Here is a 14,976-nt window from a genome sequence, read left to right as displayed (position 1 = left end):
ACTCACATAACGGCACATGCAACCAAGTGCCTTACACCAGTTTAACCATGCCTACCGCGACGGCGGGAAAACAAGCATTGCCCCTTTGCTTGCCGGCATGGTTTCCGCTTTAAAGGGGATAAGGGGCAAGCGTGATTCAAACATTAATCGATGAAATTAAAGAAAAAGTACCCGCAAACGATACAGAGATGCTTCTATTTCAGAAAACTATCGATTTTTTTACTCCAGATTGGGCTTTGTGGGGGGAAATGCCAAGAGCAACTCTCGTCGATACAGTAATGGTGTCATGTGGTATTTCTCCAAGCTTTAAAAAAGCTTTCCCGCTTGACGTTGACAAAACGAACGGTAAGCGAACATTCGGTTCTATAACTTCCTACGAGCTTACTAGGCGCTTAAAAATCGCCGTCGCGTCTTATAGAGATGTTGATTTTGAAGGTGAATTATCAACGCTTCCAATTCCTCAAAGAACGATCAGTACGAACGCTTTTTATAATTGGGCAAAATCGAAGAGCTGGCAACTTCCTGATCGTTTCCCTCATATTGCGGAAGATATGAAAATTTCAGATTTAGATGGCAAAGCCAAAACGACAGCACTCCGACTAATTGGCGGCCTAGCTATTGGCGGATATGGGATGGATATCCATGCTAAGCGGTTGGACAAGCTAGATGACATTGTGCGAGATTTTGAAAAAAACGGTATTTCTATTACTTCAGAAACGATGAGCAAGTGGATTAAAGAAGCAGCACAGGTTATTGAGAAACCAAAATCAAAATAACTCGACCCTTTGGAAACCTGCATGAATATTAGCCATTAGACCGAAATCGAGTTGTATAAAATCGAAATCGAGTTAGTTTTTGTATGAATTGCCTATCGTTGCATCACCCCGCCACATTGAGGCGGCAACGAGCAAAGATAGGCAATCATGAACAATCAATCAAACACACCACAAAGTAAAACCCTTCCAGCCGACGGCATGAGCCGTTGGAATCAAATCGCCCCGTTCTCCCCATTCTGCCGTGAGAAATTCCGCCAACTTGTCAAAGCCGGACGCGCACCACAGCCAGTCAAATTTTCCGAACGTTGCACCGCTTACCCTAATCTTGAGCTTCACCGATTCTTTGCCGACCCATTGAACTACCGCGCTGAGGTGAAGTAATGATTCAATTACTAAAACCATCAAAAAACTTCTTGACGAATCTGGATGTAAGCAATTATTCTTTGTACGTCACTGAAAAAGAAGTGACCTGGGGTGAGAGCCAGAATTACGAAAGCGCACGAACCGCGCAATGCGGTTTTTTTACGTGTGTTTGCCTTCGTTTGCCTTCAATGGTCGGCGGCGGTAGAGGAGTCGCAAGACTCGCAGGTGTACTTTCGTGCCTGTCTCTCAAACTCTATCGCTCGCTGACCACCTCATTTGAGAGTGAGGTGGTTTGTTTAGATCAAAACGAAGGAACGTACAATGCTTAACTCCAATCAAACTCAATCCGAAATTGCTTTTTCCTTGGCACAGGATGCCGTCGATGCTCATTCGCTTGCGCATGAAGTAATCAGTGATTTATCTGCCATTTTTGAAGCTATTCAGCACCTTTCTATTTCTGGACGTAGTGACGAGCACGTCATCAGTAAATTGTGCGGCATTGGTTACAGTCTTTCGACTTACCGTCTCGGATTAATTGAGCGCAATCTAGAAATATCAAAAAAAGCACTTGCAGAAATCGAGGGACTAACCATGTCTAACAACAAATCCACCTCAAAAGGCAAATCTATCGATGTTAAAGAACTCCACAATACTATTGAGTTTATCGATCGCATATCTTCTGACGCATCAAGCGAAATAGTCTCGATCGCTAAATTGGCATTATTCCGCCTTGAATCGCCGGATGCTTATATGCACCTTAACGACATTGCCAACGCTCTGAGTGCAATATGGGGCAAAGCAATGGAGGCTAATAACAGCATCAGCGTGGAAGCCGAGGAAGTCGGATGCAACTACGTAGATGAAGCCCTGATGCGTCGCTTAAATGCGCAATCTGCTAGTTACAAAATTATCAAGGGTTAAGCCATGAGCGAACTTAACCACGTCATCGCCTACATCTCAGGCGAAAAATCAGCACGCGCATTGATCGACACAATGCAAATTTGCTTTGTAGACCCTGACAGCTTATTTAAAGCTATTCAGGCGCACATTCCAGCAATCAATGAAAAGCAATCTTTAGGGAAACGCGGATTTAATCAACATTCACCGATCCGACTGATTTGATGCGATTTTTTTTTGCATCAAATCATGAAGCCACGATGAATTATTTCTTGCGGCGTTTGTTTTTCCGTTTTGTTTGCCTTTTTTACTGCATTTCCTGGTGCTTCAAGCACCACAACGCCCACTATGGGCGTAATGATTCCCTCATCATGTATAGATTACTCAAACCAAACAGCATCTGAAGCTGCGCATCATTCTTGGCGATACCTCGGTAGCGCGTCTTCCTATGACGAAATAGGTTTTTGATGACGTGAAAGGGATGCTCTACCCGCGCTCTGATTTTGGCCTTTAACTTCTCATAGGCTTGCGCTAATTCCTTCTTCCATCCTTCATCCATCTTCTTGATGGTCGTGCGTCGCTTGGCTATGCGCCATTGAACGTCCTGCTCATTCTTCAACAACGCTTGCTGCATGTCTGCGCGCTTGTCTACACCCACATAGCCGGCATCCGCGCCCACTTCTTGTTCTTGCCCGTGCAGTAATGCGTGCGTTTGACTGATGTCGCTGACATTGGCGGCGGTGGTGATGACGGTGTGAACCAGCCCGGACTCTTCATCTGCGCCGATGTGTGCCTTGATGCCAAAGTAGTATTGATTACCCTTTTTGGTCTGGTGCATCTCGCTGTCGCGCGAATGACGTTGATTCTTGGTCGAGCTGGGGGCGGCAATCAGGGTGGCATCGACTAACGTGCCTTTGCTCATCAATAAGCCTCGCTCGATTAACATCGCGTTGATTTCAATGAGCAGCGCTTGCGTTAGGTGGTGGGCTTCAAGCAGATGGCGAAACCCCATCAGGGTGGTGGCGTCAGGCACGCTGTGCTGACTCAGATCGATGCTTAAAAATTGACGTAGCGCTTGTGAGTCGTAGATGGCGTCTTCTACTGCTTCATCGGCTAATCCATACCATTGCTGTATGAAGTACATCCGTAGCATGCGTTCCAATCCCATCGGCGGGCGGCCTCTTCTTCCACTCTTGGGGTAGTGCGGCTCGATCACTTCCATCAGCCTCGCCCAAGGAACGACTTGCTCCATCTTCGCTAAAAACAACTCTCGACGTGTCTGCTTTTTCTTCTTCGCGTATTCCGCTTCGGCAAAACTGATTTGGGTTGGAGTCGTTGAATTCATTTTTTTCGATCAAGTCGTTGGAACTTCTCTCATAACGTTTGAGCTAGTTTTAGGTTGGCTTGTTTGATGAATAAATCTGCGTTTCCTTAGGAAATTCCTGATGAGTCATTTATCCAGTCTGCTGCGGCCTGCCTCGTTTCGTGGCGTGCCCTTTCAGGTCAATGGCGCCGATCTCGGTGTCGGCCGCCGCGTGCAGGTTCATGAATACCCCCAGCGCGATCAACCGTGGGTGGAGGACCTGGGCCGGGCTACCCGTGAAATGTCGTTCGATGGCTTTCTGATCGGTACCGACTATGTCGATCAGGCCAACCAACTACTGGCGGCACTGGAAACTGCCGGTGCGGCCACGCTCGTGCATCCCTGGCTGGGTTCGATGCAAGTGTGCCTTTCGGCACCTGCACGCGTGCGCTTCGATTCCGAGCTGGGCATGGCAACCGTTTCCATGTCCTTCGTGGAGTCGGGTGAACTGGCGTTCCCTAATCCGACCAGTTCGACGCAGGCGGCCAGCAGGCTGACTGCAGACGGTTTGGCCTCTGCTGCAGTGGCTGATTTCTCGCAGTCGTTCACCGTCACGGGTTTTCAGAGTTTTGTGTCAAGCGCGGCGCAGGGGCAGTTGTCGACGATGTTGGGATTTCTCGGCGCCGGGCAGATTGCGCAAGTGCTCGGCACTGCGACCACCACTGCCAATCTCATCACGCAAGCCGCATCATTCATCAGCAATCCTGCGATGCTGGGGCAGACGCTGCTGGGTGCCTTCGGTCTGTCCGGTGCCGCCGGTAGCGTTGCCGCGTGGTCCAGTGTCGTTAAGCTGATCAGTGGGACCGCATCGTCGAGCGCGATGCTGCCGCCTGGCGTGAATCCAGTGACTCGCAACGACACACCATCGCGGAAACAAACCAACACGAATACCGGCGCGGTGTATGGACTCGGCCGGCAACTGCTGCTGGCGCAGGCGGTCGGCATCTCATCACTGGTTGGCACCGAACAGGACAACGCCCAAGCCGGTGTTACACAGCCGCAGGCGGTCACTCAGCAGGTGACACAGGACGCCATGCTGGCGGTGCGCGACACGCTGCTGTCGGCGCTTGATGCAGAAATGCGCCTCTGTGGCGATGCCACCTTTGATGCCTTGCAAGAAGTGCGCTCTGCTGTCTACTTGGATTTGACTAGCCGTGCGCAAAGCGCGGCTCGTTTGACCACATGGACACCGCTGGAGACGATGCCGATGCTGGCCATCGCCTACGAGCTCTACTTTGATGCCACGCGTGACGCTGAGATTCTCTTTCGTAACGGCATCCGGCATCCCGGTATGACGCCGCCAATTCCGCTTTCAGTACTGGCCGCCTGACATGACGAGTGACCCAGGGTATCCGGCGGCGATATTGTCAAATGCGCCGGAGAATCAGGTGCGCCTGATTATCAAAGGTCAGGAGTATGGCGGTTGGAAAAAAATCAACATCGAGGCCGGCATCGAACGTCAGGCCCGCAGCTTTGAGCTGGAAGTCACCGACCGCTGGCCGGGGCAGCCGACTTCTGCTGCCTTTCTCTCGCGAAGCATCCGTCCGTTTGACGCGGCTCAGGTATTCATCGGCAACGACCTGGTGCTCACCGGTTTTGTCGATGCCACACCGATCCAGTACGGCGGCCATTCGCTCAGCGTCACCGTTAAAGGCAGAAGCAAGACCTGTGATCTGGTGGACTGCTGTCCGCCAGACTCAGGCGGTTCGCCGCCGACATCACCCGGGAACAGCCTGTGGGCCGACGTGAAAGGCAAGGATGGCAAGACGGGCAAGGTGATCAAACCCGCTGCAGCCGTTGCTGGCAGTGGTGCCAACGTCTGGCGCAACGCCAGGCTCGAGACCATTGCCGCAGCACTTGCCGCGCCCTATGGCGTGCGCGTGCTATCCGAAATCGATACAGGTTCGCCCATCGCGGAGCATCACGTGCAGGTTGGAGAAACGGTGTTCGAGAGCATCGACCGGCTGATGCGCTTGCGCCATGTGCTCTCCACCGACAACGAAAGAGGTGACCTCGTCTTCATCGACGTGGGAAGCGCCGGCAATGCCAGCACCGCGCTGGTGTTGGGCCAGAACATCTTTGATGCCGCCTGCGAGCTCGACTTCAAGGCGGTGATGTCGCGCTATGTCGTCAAGGGGCAGCGCGCAGGTAACGATAGTGATTTCGGCGTCGATGCCAATGAAGCCGAGGGGGATGACGAGAGCGAAGCCGAATTCGAGGGCGGCATCACGGACACCGGTGCGCCGGTTACCGCGAGCCTGTTGGATGCAAGGTCCAAGCGCTTTCGGGTGCTGGTGCTCAAGCAGGCCGGCCATGTGGACTCGGGCACCTGCGAGGACCGCGCCCTGTATGAGCGCGCGCACCGGGCGGCCAAGGCGCTTGAGACCACCTACACGGTGGCGGGCTGGCGCCAGCTTGATGGCAGCTTGTGGTTACCCAACTTGCTGGTGCGCGTCACGGACAGCCTGATCGGGTTTGATCAAACCATGGTCATCGCCGAAGTGCATTACCAACTCGACGCCGGTGGCTTGCGCACCCAACTGCGTGTCGGCCCGCCGGACGGCTATCGATCCAAGGCAGCCAAACCGGTCAAGGGCAAAGTCAAAAAAGGCGGCGCCGATACCTGGGGTGATGTGAGATGAGCGTGCAATGACAGATTTCGCAAAACTGGTTGCCCCTTATGCCCGGCGGCTGTCCAACATGATCGCGCGCGGCACCGTCACGCTGGTCGATGCCACGACCAAAATGCAATCGCTGCAGCTGCGCCTGTTGGCCGGTGAGTCCAAGGACAAGGTCGAGCACTTCGAGCCTTATGGCTTTACCAGCCAACCCAATCCCGGCGCGGAGTGCCTGGCGCTGTTCCTCGATGGCGATCGCTCGCATGGTGTCGTCGTGTGCGTTGCCGATCGACGCTATCGCGTGAAAGGATTGACGACTGGCGAAGTGATCTTGCATGACGACCAGGGCCAATCGGTCTATCTCATGCGTGGCGGGATCAGGCTGACCGATAAGGCCGGTTCGACTGTGCAAATGAATGGGGATGGCAGCGGTGAAATGACTTTCGCCGCAGGCCTGACCATCAATGCCAACTCAAAAATAGTCGGCACTCTGGAAGTGACGCAGAACCTGACCTGCGACCAGACCATCACCGCTGCGCACGACGTGGCGGACCAAGGTGGCGGAAAGACCATGGCCGGCATGCGTGCGACCTACAACGGCCATACGCACAGCGGCACCGACAGCCACGGCGACGGTTTCACCACGGCCGTGCCGAACCAACAGGAATAAACCATGCGCGACACGATGCCGCTGACCGTCACCGTTGACGGTCGGATGACTCCGCTCGGCCTTTTGCAGGACATCGACAACGACAAGGCCGATCCCTTGGTGCGAGCGGTCATTGTCAGTCTCTTCACTTGGCGACGCGCCAATGCGGACGATGCCTTGCCCAATGTCTCGGGTTCACGGATGGGTTGGTGGGGTGACTCGTACCCGCCGGCAGCGAACGACCGCATCGGTTCCCGGCTTTGGCTGCTGTCACGCGCCAAGCTCACCGACACCACGGCTCAAAAGGCCAAGGACTATGCCAGGGAAGCCTTGCAGTGGCTGCTCGACGATGGCGTGGCAGCACGGGTTGATGTCTCTGCTGAGCGCCAAGGCTTGTCGACCCTGGCGCTTGGCTGCACTTTTTACAACGCGGATGGCAGCGCCTTGGCCGTCATCCGGTTCCAGAACCTCTGGAGTTTCTTGAATGTGGTCTGAATATGTTTAATCGACCGTCCCTCGCGGATCTGATCAACCGCACCACGAATGATGTTTTTCAGCGGCTGCAACTGGACAACGTACTGCGCCGCGCCGACGCTCAGGTTTATGCACGTGTGCTCGCTGGTGTCGCACATGGCCTGTACGGCTTCATCGAATGGATCAGTCGCCAGATCATCATTGACACCGCCGAAGCCGAGTTTCTGGAGCGCTGGGCATCCGTCTGGGGTGTGCAGCGACTGGTCGCCACACCTGCCACGGGCAGCATTGTTTTCACAGTGACGCCCGGCGCTGCCGACATCCCGGCTGGCACCCTGGTGCAGACGTTGGACGGCACGCAGTTTCACACTACGGCAGACATCACCGTCTCTGGAAATCTCGCCACAGCGTCCGTTGCCGCCGTCAATCCTGCCGCAGCCGGCAATGGCTACGCCAACCAAACCGTCAATCTTGTCACGCCCATTCTCGGCGTGCAGACAGCTGCCACGCTCGGCCCTCTCTCTGGTGGCAGCGATCTCGAATCAGACGACAGCCTGCGTGCGCGCTTGCTCAATCGCATTCAGCAGCCGCCCCAGGGTGGCGATGCCAATGACTACGTGCAATGGACCTTGGCAGCCCCGGGCGGTGGAGCCACCCGAGCGTGGTGTGTGCCGGAACAATTCGGCCGGGGCACTGTCGGCGTTGCCTTTGTGTGCGACGGCAACGGCACCGGCGCCGCAATCCTGCCGACCGCAGCGCAGATTGCGGCAATAGCGAATTTCATCGATGGCCTGCGCCCGGTGACGGCCCATGTGACTGTCTACGCGCCTGTCGCAGTGCCAGTCAACTTCACAGTCGAGGGATTGAGCCCCGATACCCTGGCCGAACAAAGAGCGGTCACGTCTGAACTGGCTGACCTGCTGGCACGCGAGGGGCAGCCTGGTGGCACGATCCTGCTCTCGCATATGCGCTCGGCCATCTCTGCGGCGGCTGGAGAGTGGGACTACGTCCTGATAACGCCTGCTGCCAACATCGTCATGTCCGCCGGCCAGATCCCGGTCATGGGGGGCGTGACGTGGCTGTAAACACGCCAATGAGCTCGGCGGTGACCAACCAGGTCAGCAAGCCGCTGGCGGCGACCGACTATCAGACGTTGTTGCAGCAGTTGCTGCCCTACGGGCCTGCATGGACGGATGACCCTGATGCGGGCATTACCCGTTTGTTTACGGGGCTTGCGCAGGAACTGGCGCGGCTGGATACGCGCGCGTGGCAACTCATCGAGGAGGCCGATCCGCGCACGACATCTGAACTGTTCGCTGACTGGGAGCGCGTCGCGGGATTACCAGATCCGTGCGTGATTGCGCTTGGCGGCCAACAGATGCAGCCGCAACTGCAAGCCGCGCTGGTTTCCAAACTCGTGCAGGTTGGCGGTCAGTCACGTGCCTATTTCATTGCCGTGGCGCGGGCGATGGGTTTTGCCATCGCGATCACTGAGGGTTGGAAAGAAGTCGATACCGTCATCTCGCCGGTGAACAACCCGCTGGCCAATAGCGGCTGGATTTATGTATGGACGATCACCACGCCCGTAGGGGACACGAAAACCACGCTCACCGTCAACGGTCGCGTATCCGATCCGCTGGCTGCCTGGGGCAACACCTTGCTTGAGTGCGTCATGCGACGCATCAAGCCCGCGCACACCACCTTGCTGTTTAGCTATACGTGAACGAACTGTAGGAGATTTCATGGACAACCGAGTATGGGAAGCCAATGCTGCCCAAACGCCACCTGCCGTGCCAAGCAATCCGTCCATTGGTTACCCGACCGATGGCAACCCGGCGACCAATACACCGGCCACCACACCCGGAGATTACTGGTTCTTTCAGATCAGCGAAGAGATTCGCAACGCCATTGTCGCGGGCGGCCTCGCGCCGGATCGCAACAGCCTTAACCAGCTCACGCTGGCCGTAGAGGCATTGATTCGCGCTGCGATTGCCGCAGAGCTGCCGACCATTCAAAACATGGTCAACGTGGCGATTGCGTCTGCGCTGGCGGCCTACCAACCACCAGCACCGGCACCGACACCGACGCCGGCTCCGACCCCAACACCGGTGCCACCGCCGCCACCACCACCCGTGCCGGTTCCGCCACCACCGCCGCCGCCACCTGTGCCGGTACCGCCACCTCCGCCACCACCACCTCCGCCGGTTCCTCCGCCACCGCCGCCTCCACCCCCACCCCCGCCAACCGGTGGTTGATCAAGGGAGTCATTCATGTATGTACAAATGGCCGGGCTGGCTTTCATGCCGACTGGCGTCATCGTTTATGTCATCAACTACGTCGATCTCGACCGGCAGCATCTTGCTCGCGAGCTAGACGAGCGCTACGAGCCGTTCCACTACTGGGGCGAAGTGCCAGACGATTTCAACTACCGCAAGCCCTATCGGTATCGATTGCGTGACGGGGTGGTGGAAGCAGCGGCGCCGGATGCGGAGGACTACCGCTTCCACTACCGGCGACTTCTATTGATGGACCGCGTGCATGCGGCCTTGCGTGCTCAGCGTGCGGCCCATGCTCCGGGCGCATTGCCGCTTCAGGATCGGTTGCTCGACTTGGCCTATGTCGAGTGTCAGCGCCTGGAAACGAGCAAGACTTCAGAAGCACTTCCACTGCTGGACGCAATGGCGCAGGCCTCGAACACGACGCTTGCCGTCGCGGCCGATCGCGTGCGCATCGAGTTCGCTGACCGGCAGGATGCGCTGGTGCAGTCCGAGGTGCGACGGCTCCAGGCACTCGCGGAGGTTTGCGCCACGCGCGATCACCACGATCTCGATTCACTGTTCGTGAGGTATGGCTGCCATGACTGAACTGCCGACTCAATTGCTTGTGGCACGCAATCTGGTCGCGGGCCATTCATTGGCCAGTGGACTGCGTCAGGTCCTGGGAGGCGTTGTCACCACTTCGCGGCTGGTCATCAAACCTGATTTGCTGCGCTTTGCTGCCTGCTGTCCCATGCCAAATCCGGCGAGCCTGGCTGGCAGACAAGATGTTTCCTTCGCTGATTGCTGTGATGCCCGCGCGCAGGAACTGCTCGCCGCCCATCCTCACTTGCACATCATGTGGTCGGGCGGAATCGATTCGACCGTGACGCTGGTCGCCTTGCTCAAGGCGCTTCCCGTCCATGAGCACGACCGGCTGACCGTGTTTCTCTCCAGTCACAGCATCATGGAGAACCCAGCCTTCTATCACACGCAGATTGCCGGCAAGCTGGCGGTGCAGCGCACTGTCGGCAAGGCTGGCTTGTTTGACGAGGTGGTGCTTACCGGCGAATTGGGTGACCAGCTGTTTGGCTCGGACCTGATGCTCGAATGCACCCGGCGATTGGGATTCGACAGTCTTTCGCGCCCATACGCTGAGGTCTTGCCGAATTTGTTCGCCAGCCTCTCGGGCGATGCGCAGATGGGCGAGACCATCTATCGCCACTATGCGCCGATTGCGACGCAAGCACCGTACCGCTTGGCGAGCACCCAGGATTTTTTGTGGTGGTGGAATTTCTCGCAGAAGTGGCAGCACGTGAAGTTCCGTCATCTGCTGTATGAGCAGCGCGCCGACTACCGGGCGCTGATCGGCCGGGTTCAGCACTTCTTCGATAGCGAAGCCTTCCAGTGCTGGAGCATGACGCATCCCTTTGACAAAATGGGGGATCGGATCGATACCTACAAGATGCCGGCAAAACGCTACATCGTCGATTTCACCGGCGATGCCGGGTATCTGACCAAGCTGAAGATCGGCTCGCTATGCCGGGTCTTCAAGTATCCGCCGGTGGCGGCCATCACGGCAGATGGTTTGCCGGTCGACCAGGCTGGCCTGCAGGCATTCGTACTCAACGCGCAGTAAATCGCTGAGCGGAATTTCTGCATTGCGGCATCCATCGCAGTTCATCGTTTACCCCTTTGTTCAACCCACCATTCCGAGAGAGGAAGACCCCATGTCGTTCACCGTAACCAAAACATCGACCCGCACATCGAACAGCCAGGCCGTTTTCAAAGACAGTGCTGACATCGATCCGGACGTCGCCACGTCGATCGCCAACATCGACCACGCTTTGCGCACCAACCCTGCGGTGCAATCGCGATCGGTCGCGATGTCGCCCGATGGGCTCACCAAAACGACGACCACCGTTTGGGAGAGTCAGTCCGCCTACAACGAATTCCGGACTGCCAATAGCAGTGATCTGGCCAAGCTCAGCAGTGCCGCATCGACCTACAACAAGGCCAACGGCATCGTGGTCGCAACAACCACTACGGGAGCCTGACCATGAAAACTGGCATGTATATCGATGCCCGTCACGGGATGTATCCATCGCAGGCCTGGCTCTTGTCGAGAGACGAAACGGCACACATCACCGTACCGCCGTTTTCGACGCTGTACGGGTTTGTGGTGTCGGCCGATGCGGAACAGGCTGCGCACATCATTGCCGGGCAACATGGAGCCGCCACGTCCAAACGCCTGCGGTCAGTCGGCCCAGGCCAGTATTTTTGCCATGCGACCGATGACGAGCCGGCAACGCTGACGCTTGACGACGATGATGCAGACGCACAGGTCTTTGCCGTGGTCCGCCATGGCTTTCGCGGACAAGGTCTGGTCGGTGGGCCGATCGAGGCATCGGGGCGGCTGTGCTACATCGACAACTGCTCCGATTCACTCCTGGTCTATCCGCCGCGCCGTGGCGACCCCAGTCTGAACCACCTGTCGTTTCCGGCGGATGTGCGCCAATCGTTTCACATTCACCCATCGATCCGGCTGGGCGTGGTCGCGCGCGGCGCCGGATTCGCTTGCCTGACTGATCAGGAAATTCCGCTGACCGCTGGCACGCTGTTTTGTATTGAGGAACGGGAGCTGCATCGCTTTCGCACCGAAGATGAACGGCTCGACGTGATTGCCTTTCACCCCGATGGGGATTGGGGACCGACCGACCAGGATCACCCGATGCTCAACCGCACGTATCTCGCGGCGGTGCGCCATGAGTGACTCGGCCACGATCCAGCTGAGCTATCCGCCGGCTCAGGTTTTAGCCGGCGGCCGACGCTGTCAGGTTCTGGCCGCTATCAAGCAGCCGAATGTGGTTGTACTGGACCAGTTTCTGGATGCCGCCGCGTGCCAGGCACTGATTGATCTTGCTCGGCCGCGCATGAAGCGGTCCTCCGTAGTCCACCACCTCGACGGCATACGGGTCGATGACTCGCGCACCAGTTCAGGTTGCTATTTTCAGCGAGGTGAGCTTCCCGTCGTTGCGGATATCGAGCAGCGCATTGCTGACATCACCGGCATACCCGTTGAGAACGGCGAAGGCCTGCAGGTGTTGAACTACCAGCCAGGCCAGCACTACGTTCCGCACTGGGACTACTTCCCACTGGAGAGTGCGTCATCTGCCGACATCGTTCGACCAGACAAGGGCGGACAGCGCATCGCCACCTTCCTGATTTACCTGAACACGGTGCCCATGGGCGGCGAAACGGAGTTTCCAAGCGCCGGCGTCAAGGTGGCTGCTGTACAGGGGAATGCCTGTTTCTTTTCCTACTGCGATGCAGAAGGCCGACTCGATCCACGCACCCTGCACAGCGGTAACGCCGTGATTGAGGGTGAAAAGTGGATCGCAGTCAAGTGGTTGCGCGAAGGTCGCGTGCCCGCGTAAATCCCGCCGCCAGCTCTGGCGGCATTCCCAATTTGAATGAAAGGAGTCAGGCATGTCTGATGTCTGTGAATGCGGCCGTCCCATTGAATCTCATGTTGAACGGCAGGGCGACCTGCTGTCCGAAAACGATCGCCAGGCGCTTGCCGCTGCTTTGTGCGATGCCTTTGAAAAATCCGCGCCGGTGCTCAGTCAAGCCTTGTCTGACGCACTGCAAGCGCAATTCGAACGCTTGATCGGCCGGGGCGTCGTGTCCTGGCTCAAACGCATCCTGATCGCCGGCATTCTGATGCTGGCTGGTTACACCTACACCAAAACCGGAGGTCTGAAATGAACATCACCATCACCCGAAAACAATCGACGTCCAGTGGCACGCCTGGCGATCTGGTCGTTACCAATCCCGCTGGCGACACCTTTGCCTGCGCAACGTTGGAGTTGCCGTGGCAGGACAACACGCCCGGCATCTCTTGCATCATTGATGACAGCTACAGCGCGTCGATCTGGCATTCCGATCATCTCGATTGTGATGTGCTGCGTCTGCAAGACAGGCATGGACGCCAGAACTGCCTGATCCATTGCGGCAATTTCGCGGGAGATGTGTCACAGGGGATGGAAACCCAGGTGCATGGATGCACGCTTGTTGGCAGCCGCTACGGAGCGTTGGCGAATGACGACGGCAGCGCGCAAATGGCCATCCTCAACAGCCGCACGACCCTGGCGCAACTGATCGAATTCGTCGGCGCCAGGGAGCACACCGTCGAATATCACTGGGCACCAGGCTGTGAGCCGGCCGCCTGCCAAGCCTGAAGGAGGTTGACATGGACATCTCTGGCATCGGCACGGCAGCAGAAGCCGCCAAAGGCATCATCGGCATGTTCTTTCCCGACAAGACGGAAGAGGACAAGGCCAAACTCGCCGCATCGCTTGCTCTTCTTCAAACACAAACCGATATCGACAAGGCCGAGGCGCAAAGCTCGGACCCACTGCAGCACTGGCGCGGGGGCTTGGGCTGGGTATGCGTCGCGGGGTACGCTTGGAATTTTGTGGGTGGGCCGCTGACGAATGCGGTAGCCGCCGCAGTGGGGCATCCACTCAACCTGCCTTCGCTCGACATCGGGCCGCTGACCACGCTCACGCTTGGCATGCTTGGCCTGGGTGGGCTGCATGTGGCGGAACGTGTGAACGGAGCGGCATAGACGGCGAGAAGCAGAAATGTCGATAACAACCTGAGTAGATGCCCATCGCTTACCAGTTGTTCCAGAGGTTGATTACTGCATTGATGAAAGCCTCTCCGTTCGCTTCTGGCCAACAGGTAAACGAATCATCGCGCAGCAGATAGTACAACTCGTTTGCACAGACAAATTTTGTCTTGTCTGCCTCTGTCTGAATCCAATTAAATGCGTTGATGAAGCAATCGCCGTAGCTCGATCCAAATTTGTCTTCCGGTACGTTGTAAAGCAATCCCTCGATGTAGTAAGAGGGGGCACCCCCTGCTTCAAGAACCCCATTGGCGACGAGATGGCTACGCATATTTTTCAGGACGCGAATCATCGGCTTCAACCATTCATTGGCATTCTGGTGCTTCATCGTAAGGTTTTCGCGGTGCTGTATTGGATAGTTGTCGACTCGAATACCAGCAGACGTAAAAAAACAGATGCCGTCGGTGTGGTTTTCTAAGTTTGAGCTCTTGAACGAATGGTAGCGACGGAATGCCGTGGCAACTATCACATCAGCCTTGCGGCGATTGCCGCGTGCTGCAATGGAAATTGCCTTTTTACCGTCCTTGACGTCAGCACCATACTGGGCGGTCAAGACCTTTAGTACGTCGCGTTTGAAATCCGAATGGCAGTATGTCGCATCTGAATACATCCGTTTGTAGTTTGATTTTTCATCCTCGTTGAGTGATTCCAAATCACTGTGAAAACAATCGTCGAGCTTGATCACGATATCGACATCGCTCTCTGCGAATATATTCGTGTCATTGCCGTATGAGCCTTGCAAAAAGCACTCGAAATTTCTGTCTCTATACGGCGTAGTCGAGGCTTCCAGCACATTCTTGATGCTGTTGTAGGTATTGCTTGATTGCGTTATCGAGCCTTGGTGTGACCACGTTTGCAACTGAGATTCAGGTATGCCCACGTTGCCTC

Annotated in this window: 22 protein-coding genes; 20 read left to right on the top strand and 2 right to left on the bottom strand. The window is 56.5% G+C overall.

Translation table 11 applies throughout. From position 1 onward, the window contains the following. Positions 1 to 131: 131 nt before the first annotated feature. From ACO0K1_RS03685 to ACO0K1_RS03665, 5 genes are all read left to right on the top strand, one after another. On the top strand, positions 132 to 776 hold the full coding sequence (locus ACO0K1_RS03685; RefSeq protein ID WP_423022816.1) for a hypothetical protein: 645 nt from the start codon (positions 132 to 134) through the stop codon (positions 774 to 776). Between the two features lie 147 nt (positions 777 to 923). Continuing rightward, positions 924 to 1,157: a helix-turn-helix transcriptional regulator gene (locus ACO0K1_RS03680; RefSeq protein WP_423022814.1), complete on the top strand. Its 234-nt coding sequence runs from the start codon at positions 924 to 926 to the stop codon at positions 1,155 to 1,157. Beyond that, the gene (locus tag ACO0K1_RS03675) at positions 1,157 to 1,468 is read left to right on the top strand and encodes a hypothetical protein (protein WP_423022812.1); all 312 of its coding nucleotides are present in this window, start codon (positions 1,157 to 1,159) and stop codon (positions 1,466 to 1,468) included. The genes ACO0K1_RS03680 and ACO0K1_RS03675 overlap by 1 nt, the downstream gene beginning before the upstream one ends. Next, entirely contained in the window at positions 1,461 to 2,060 is a 600-nt protein-coding gene (locus ACO0K1_RS03670) for a hypothetical protein (protein WP_423022810.1), read from the top strand. The genes ACO0K1_RS03675 and ACO0K1_RS03670 overlap by 8 nt, the downstream gene beginning before the upstream one ends. A gap of 3 nt (positions 2,061 to 2,063) precedes the next feature. Continuing rightward, a complete protein-coding gene (locus ACO0K1_RS03665) occupies positions 2,064 to 2,261 on the top strand; it encodes a hypothetical protein (RefSeq protein WP_423022808.1) in 198 nt (65 codons plus the stop codon). A gap of 121 nt (positions 2,262 to 2,382) precedes the next feature. On the opposite strand, the gene ACO0K1_RS03660 is transcribed toward ACO0K1_RS03665, so the two are convergent. Then, positions 2,383 to 3,381, bottom strand: coding sequence for an IS5 family transposase (locus tag ACO0K1_RS03660; RefSeq protein WP_423022806.1), 999 nt, complete (start codon positions 3,379 to 3,381; stop codon positions 2,383 to 2,385). Between the two features lie 100 nt (positions 3,382 to 3,481). Between ACO0K1_RS03660 and ACO0K1_RS03655 the strand changes: the two genes are divergently transcribed. The 15 genes from ACO0K1_RS03655 (at position 3,482) to ACO0K1_RS03585 (ending at position 14,025) form a co-directional block, all read left to right on the top strand. After that, positions 3,482 to 4,729 carry a DNA circularization protein gene (locus tag ACO0K1_RS03655; protein ID WP_423022804.1) on the top strand — a complete coding sequence of 416 codons (1,248 nt, stop codon included), beginning with the start codon at positions 3,482 to 3,484 and terminating at the stop codon, positions 4,727 to 4,729. 1 nt (position 4,730) lies between these two features. Then, the gene (locus ACO0K1_RS03650) at positions 4,731 to 6,041 is read left to right on the top strand and encodes a phage baseplate assembly protein (RefSeq protein WP_423022802.1); all 1,311 of its coding nucleotides are present in this window, start codon (positions 4,731 to 4,733) and stop codon (positions 6,039 to 6,041) included. A gap of 7 nt (positions 6,042 to 6,048) precedes the next feature. After that, positions 6,049 to 6,687, top strand: a complete 639-nt coding sequence (locus ACO0K1_RS03645) for a phage baseplate assembly protein V (protein WP_423022800.1) — start codon at positions 6,049 to 6,051, stop codon at positions 6,685 to 6,687. A gap of 3 nt (positions 6,688 to 6,690) precedes the next feature. After that, positions 6,691 to 7,161: a phage GP46 family protein gene (locus tag ACO0K1_RS03640; RefSeq protein WP_423022798.1), complete on the top strand. Its 471-nt coding sequence runs from the start codon at positions 6,691 to 6,693 to the stop codon at positions 7,159 to 7,161. Positions 7,162 to 7,163: 2 nt separating this feature from the next. Continuing rightward, a complete protein-coding gene (locus ACO0K1_RS03635) occupies positions 7,164 to 8,225 on the top strand; it encodes a baseplate J/gp47 family protein (RefSeq protein ID WP_423022796.1) in 1,062 nt (353 codons plus the stop codon). Between the two features lie 8 nt (positions 8,226 to 8,233). After that, positions 8,234 to 8,863 (top strand): YmfQ family protein, encoded by a 630-nt coding sequence (locus tag ACO0K1_RS03630; RefSeq protein ID WP_423022794.1) that lies wholly within the window; start codon positions 8,234 to 8,236, stop codon positions 8,861 to 8,863. Beyond that, on the top strand, positions 8,802 to 9,395 hold the full coding sequence (locus ACO0K1_RS03625; RefSeq protein ID WP_423022792.1) for a hypothetical protein: 594 nt from the start codon (positions 8,802 to 8,804) through the stop codon (positions 9,393 to 9,395). Before ACO0K1_RS03630 ends, ACO0K1_RS03625 begins: the two co-directional genes overlap by 62 nt. A 15-nt stretch (positions 9,396 to 9,410) precedes the next feature. Continuing rightward, complete coding sequence (locus ACO0K1_RS03620) at positions 9,411 to 10,004, top strand: hypothetical protein (protein WP_423022790.1); 594 nt, start codon at positions 9,411 to 9,413, stop codon at positions 10,002 to 10,004. Then, a complete protein-coding gene (locus tag ACO0K1_RS03615; protein WP_423022789.1) occupies positions 9,997 to 11,034 on the top strand; it encodes a hypothetical protein in 1,038 nt (345 codons plus the stop codon). Before ACO0K1_RS03620 ends, ACO0K1_RS03615 begins: the two co-directional genes overlap by 8 nt. A gap of 91 nt (positions 11,035 to 11,125) precedes the next feature. After that, positions 11,126 to 11,452: a hypothetical protein gene (locus tag ACO0K1_RS03610; protein WP_423022787.1), complete on the top strand. Its 327-nt coding sequence runs from the start codon at positions 11,126 to 11,128 to the stop codon at positions 11,450 to 11,452. Between the two features lie 2 nt (positions 11,453 to 11,454). Beyond that, complete coding sequence (locus ACO0K1_RS03605; protein WP_423022785.1) at positions 11,455 to 12,168, top strand: AraC family ligand binding domain-containing protein; 714 nt, start codon at positions 11,455 to 11,457, stop codon at positions 12,166 to 12,168. Beyond that, positions 12,161 to 12,832, top strand: a complete 672-nt coding sequence (locus tag ACO0K1_RS03600; RefSeq protein WP_423022783.1) for a 2OG-Fe(II) oxygenase — start codon at positions 12,161 to 12,163, stop codon at positions 12,830 to 12,832. The genes ACO0K1_RS03605 and ACO0K1_RS03600 overlap by 8 nt, the downstream gene beginning before the upstream one ends. 52 nt (positions 12,833 to 12,884) lie before the next feature. Beyond that, a complete protein-coding gene (locus ACO0K1_RS03595; RefSeq protein ID WP_423022781.1) occupies positions 12,885 to 13,163 on the top strand; it encodes a hypothetical protein in 279 nt (92 codons plus the stop codon). After that, positions 13,160 to 13,636, top strand: coding sequence for a DUF5675 family protein (locus tag ACO0K1_RS03590; RefSeq protein ID WP_423022779.1), 477 nt, complete (start codon positions 13,160 to 13,162; stop codon positions 13,634 to 13,636). Before ACO0K1_RS03595 ends, ACO0K1_RS03590 begins: the two co-directional genes overlap by 4 nt. Before the next feature lie 11 nt (positions 13,637 to 13,647). Continuing rightward, entirely contained in the window at positions 13,648 to 14,025 is a 378-nt protein-coding gene (locus tag ACO0K1_RS03585) for a 3TM-type holin (protein WP_423022777.1), read from the top strand. A gap of 49 nt (positions 14,026 to 14,074) precedes the next feature. Here the strand turns inward: ACO0K1_RS03585 and ACO0K1_RS03580 are convergent, their stop codons facing one another. Further along, positions 14,075 to 14,968 (bottom strand): nucleotidyltransferase domain-containing protein, encoded by an 894-nt coding sequence (locus tag ACO0K1_RS03580; RefSeq protein ID WP_423022775.1) that lies wholly within the window; start codon positions 14,966 to 14,968, stop codon positions 14,075 to 14,077. Between the last annotated feature and the right edge of the window lie 8 nt (positions 14,969 to 14,976).

The organism is Undibacterium sp. SXout20W (assembly GCF_049340285.1).
In the GTDB taxonomy this organism is placed as follows: domain Bacteria; phylum Pseudomonadota; class Gammaproteobacteria; order Burkholderiales; family Burkholderiaceae_D; genus Undibacterium.
Note: the sequence above shows the minus strand (reverse complement) of the source record. Positions and strands in the feature narration are given on the sequence as shown.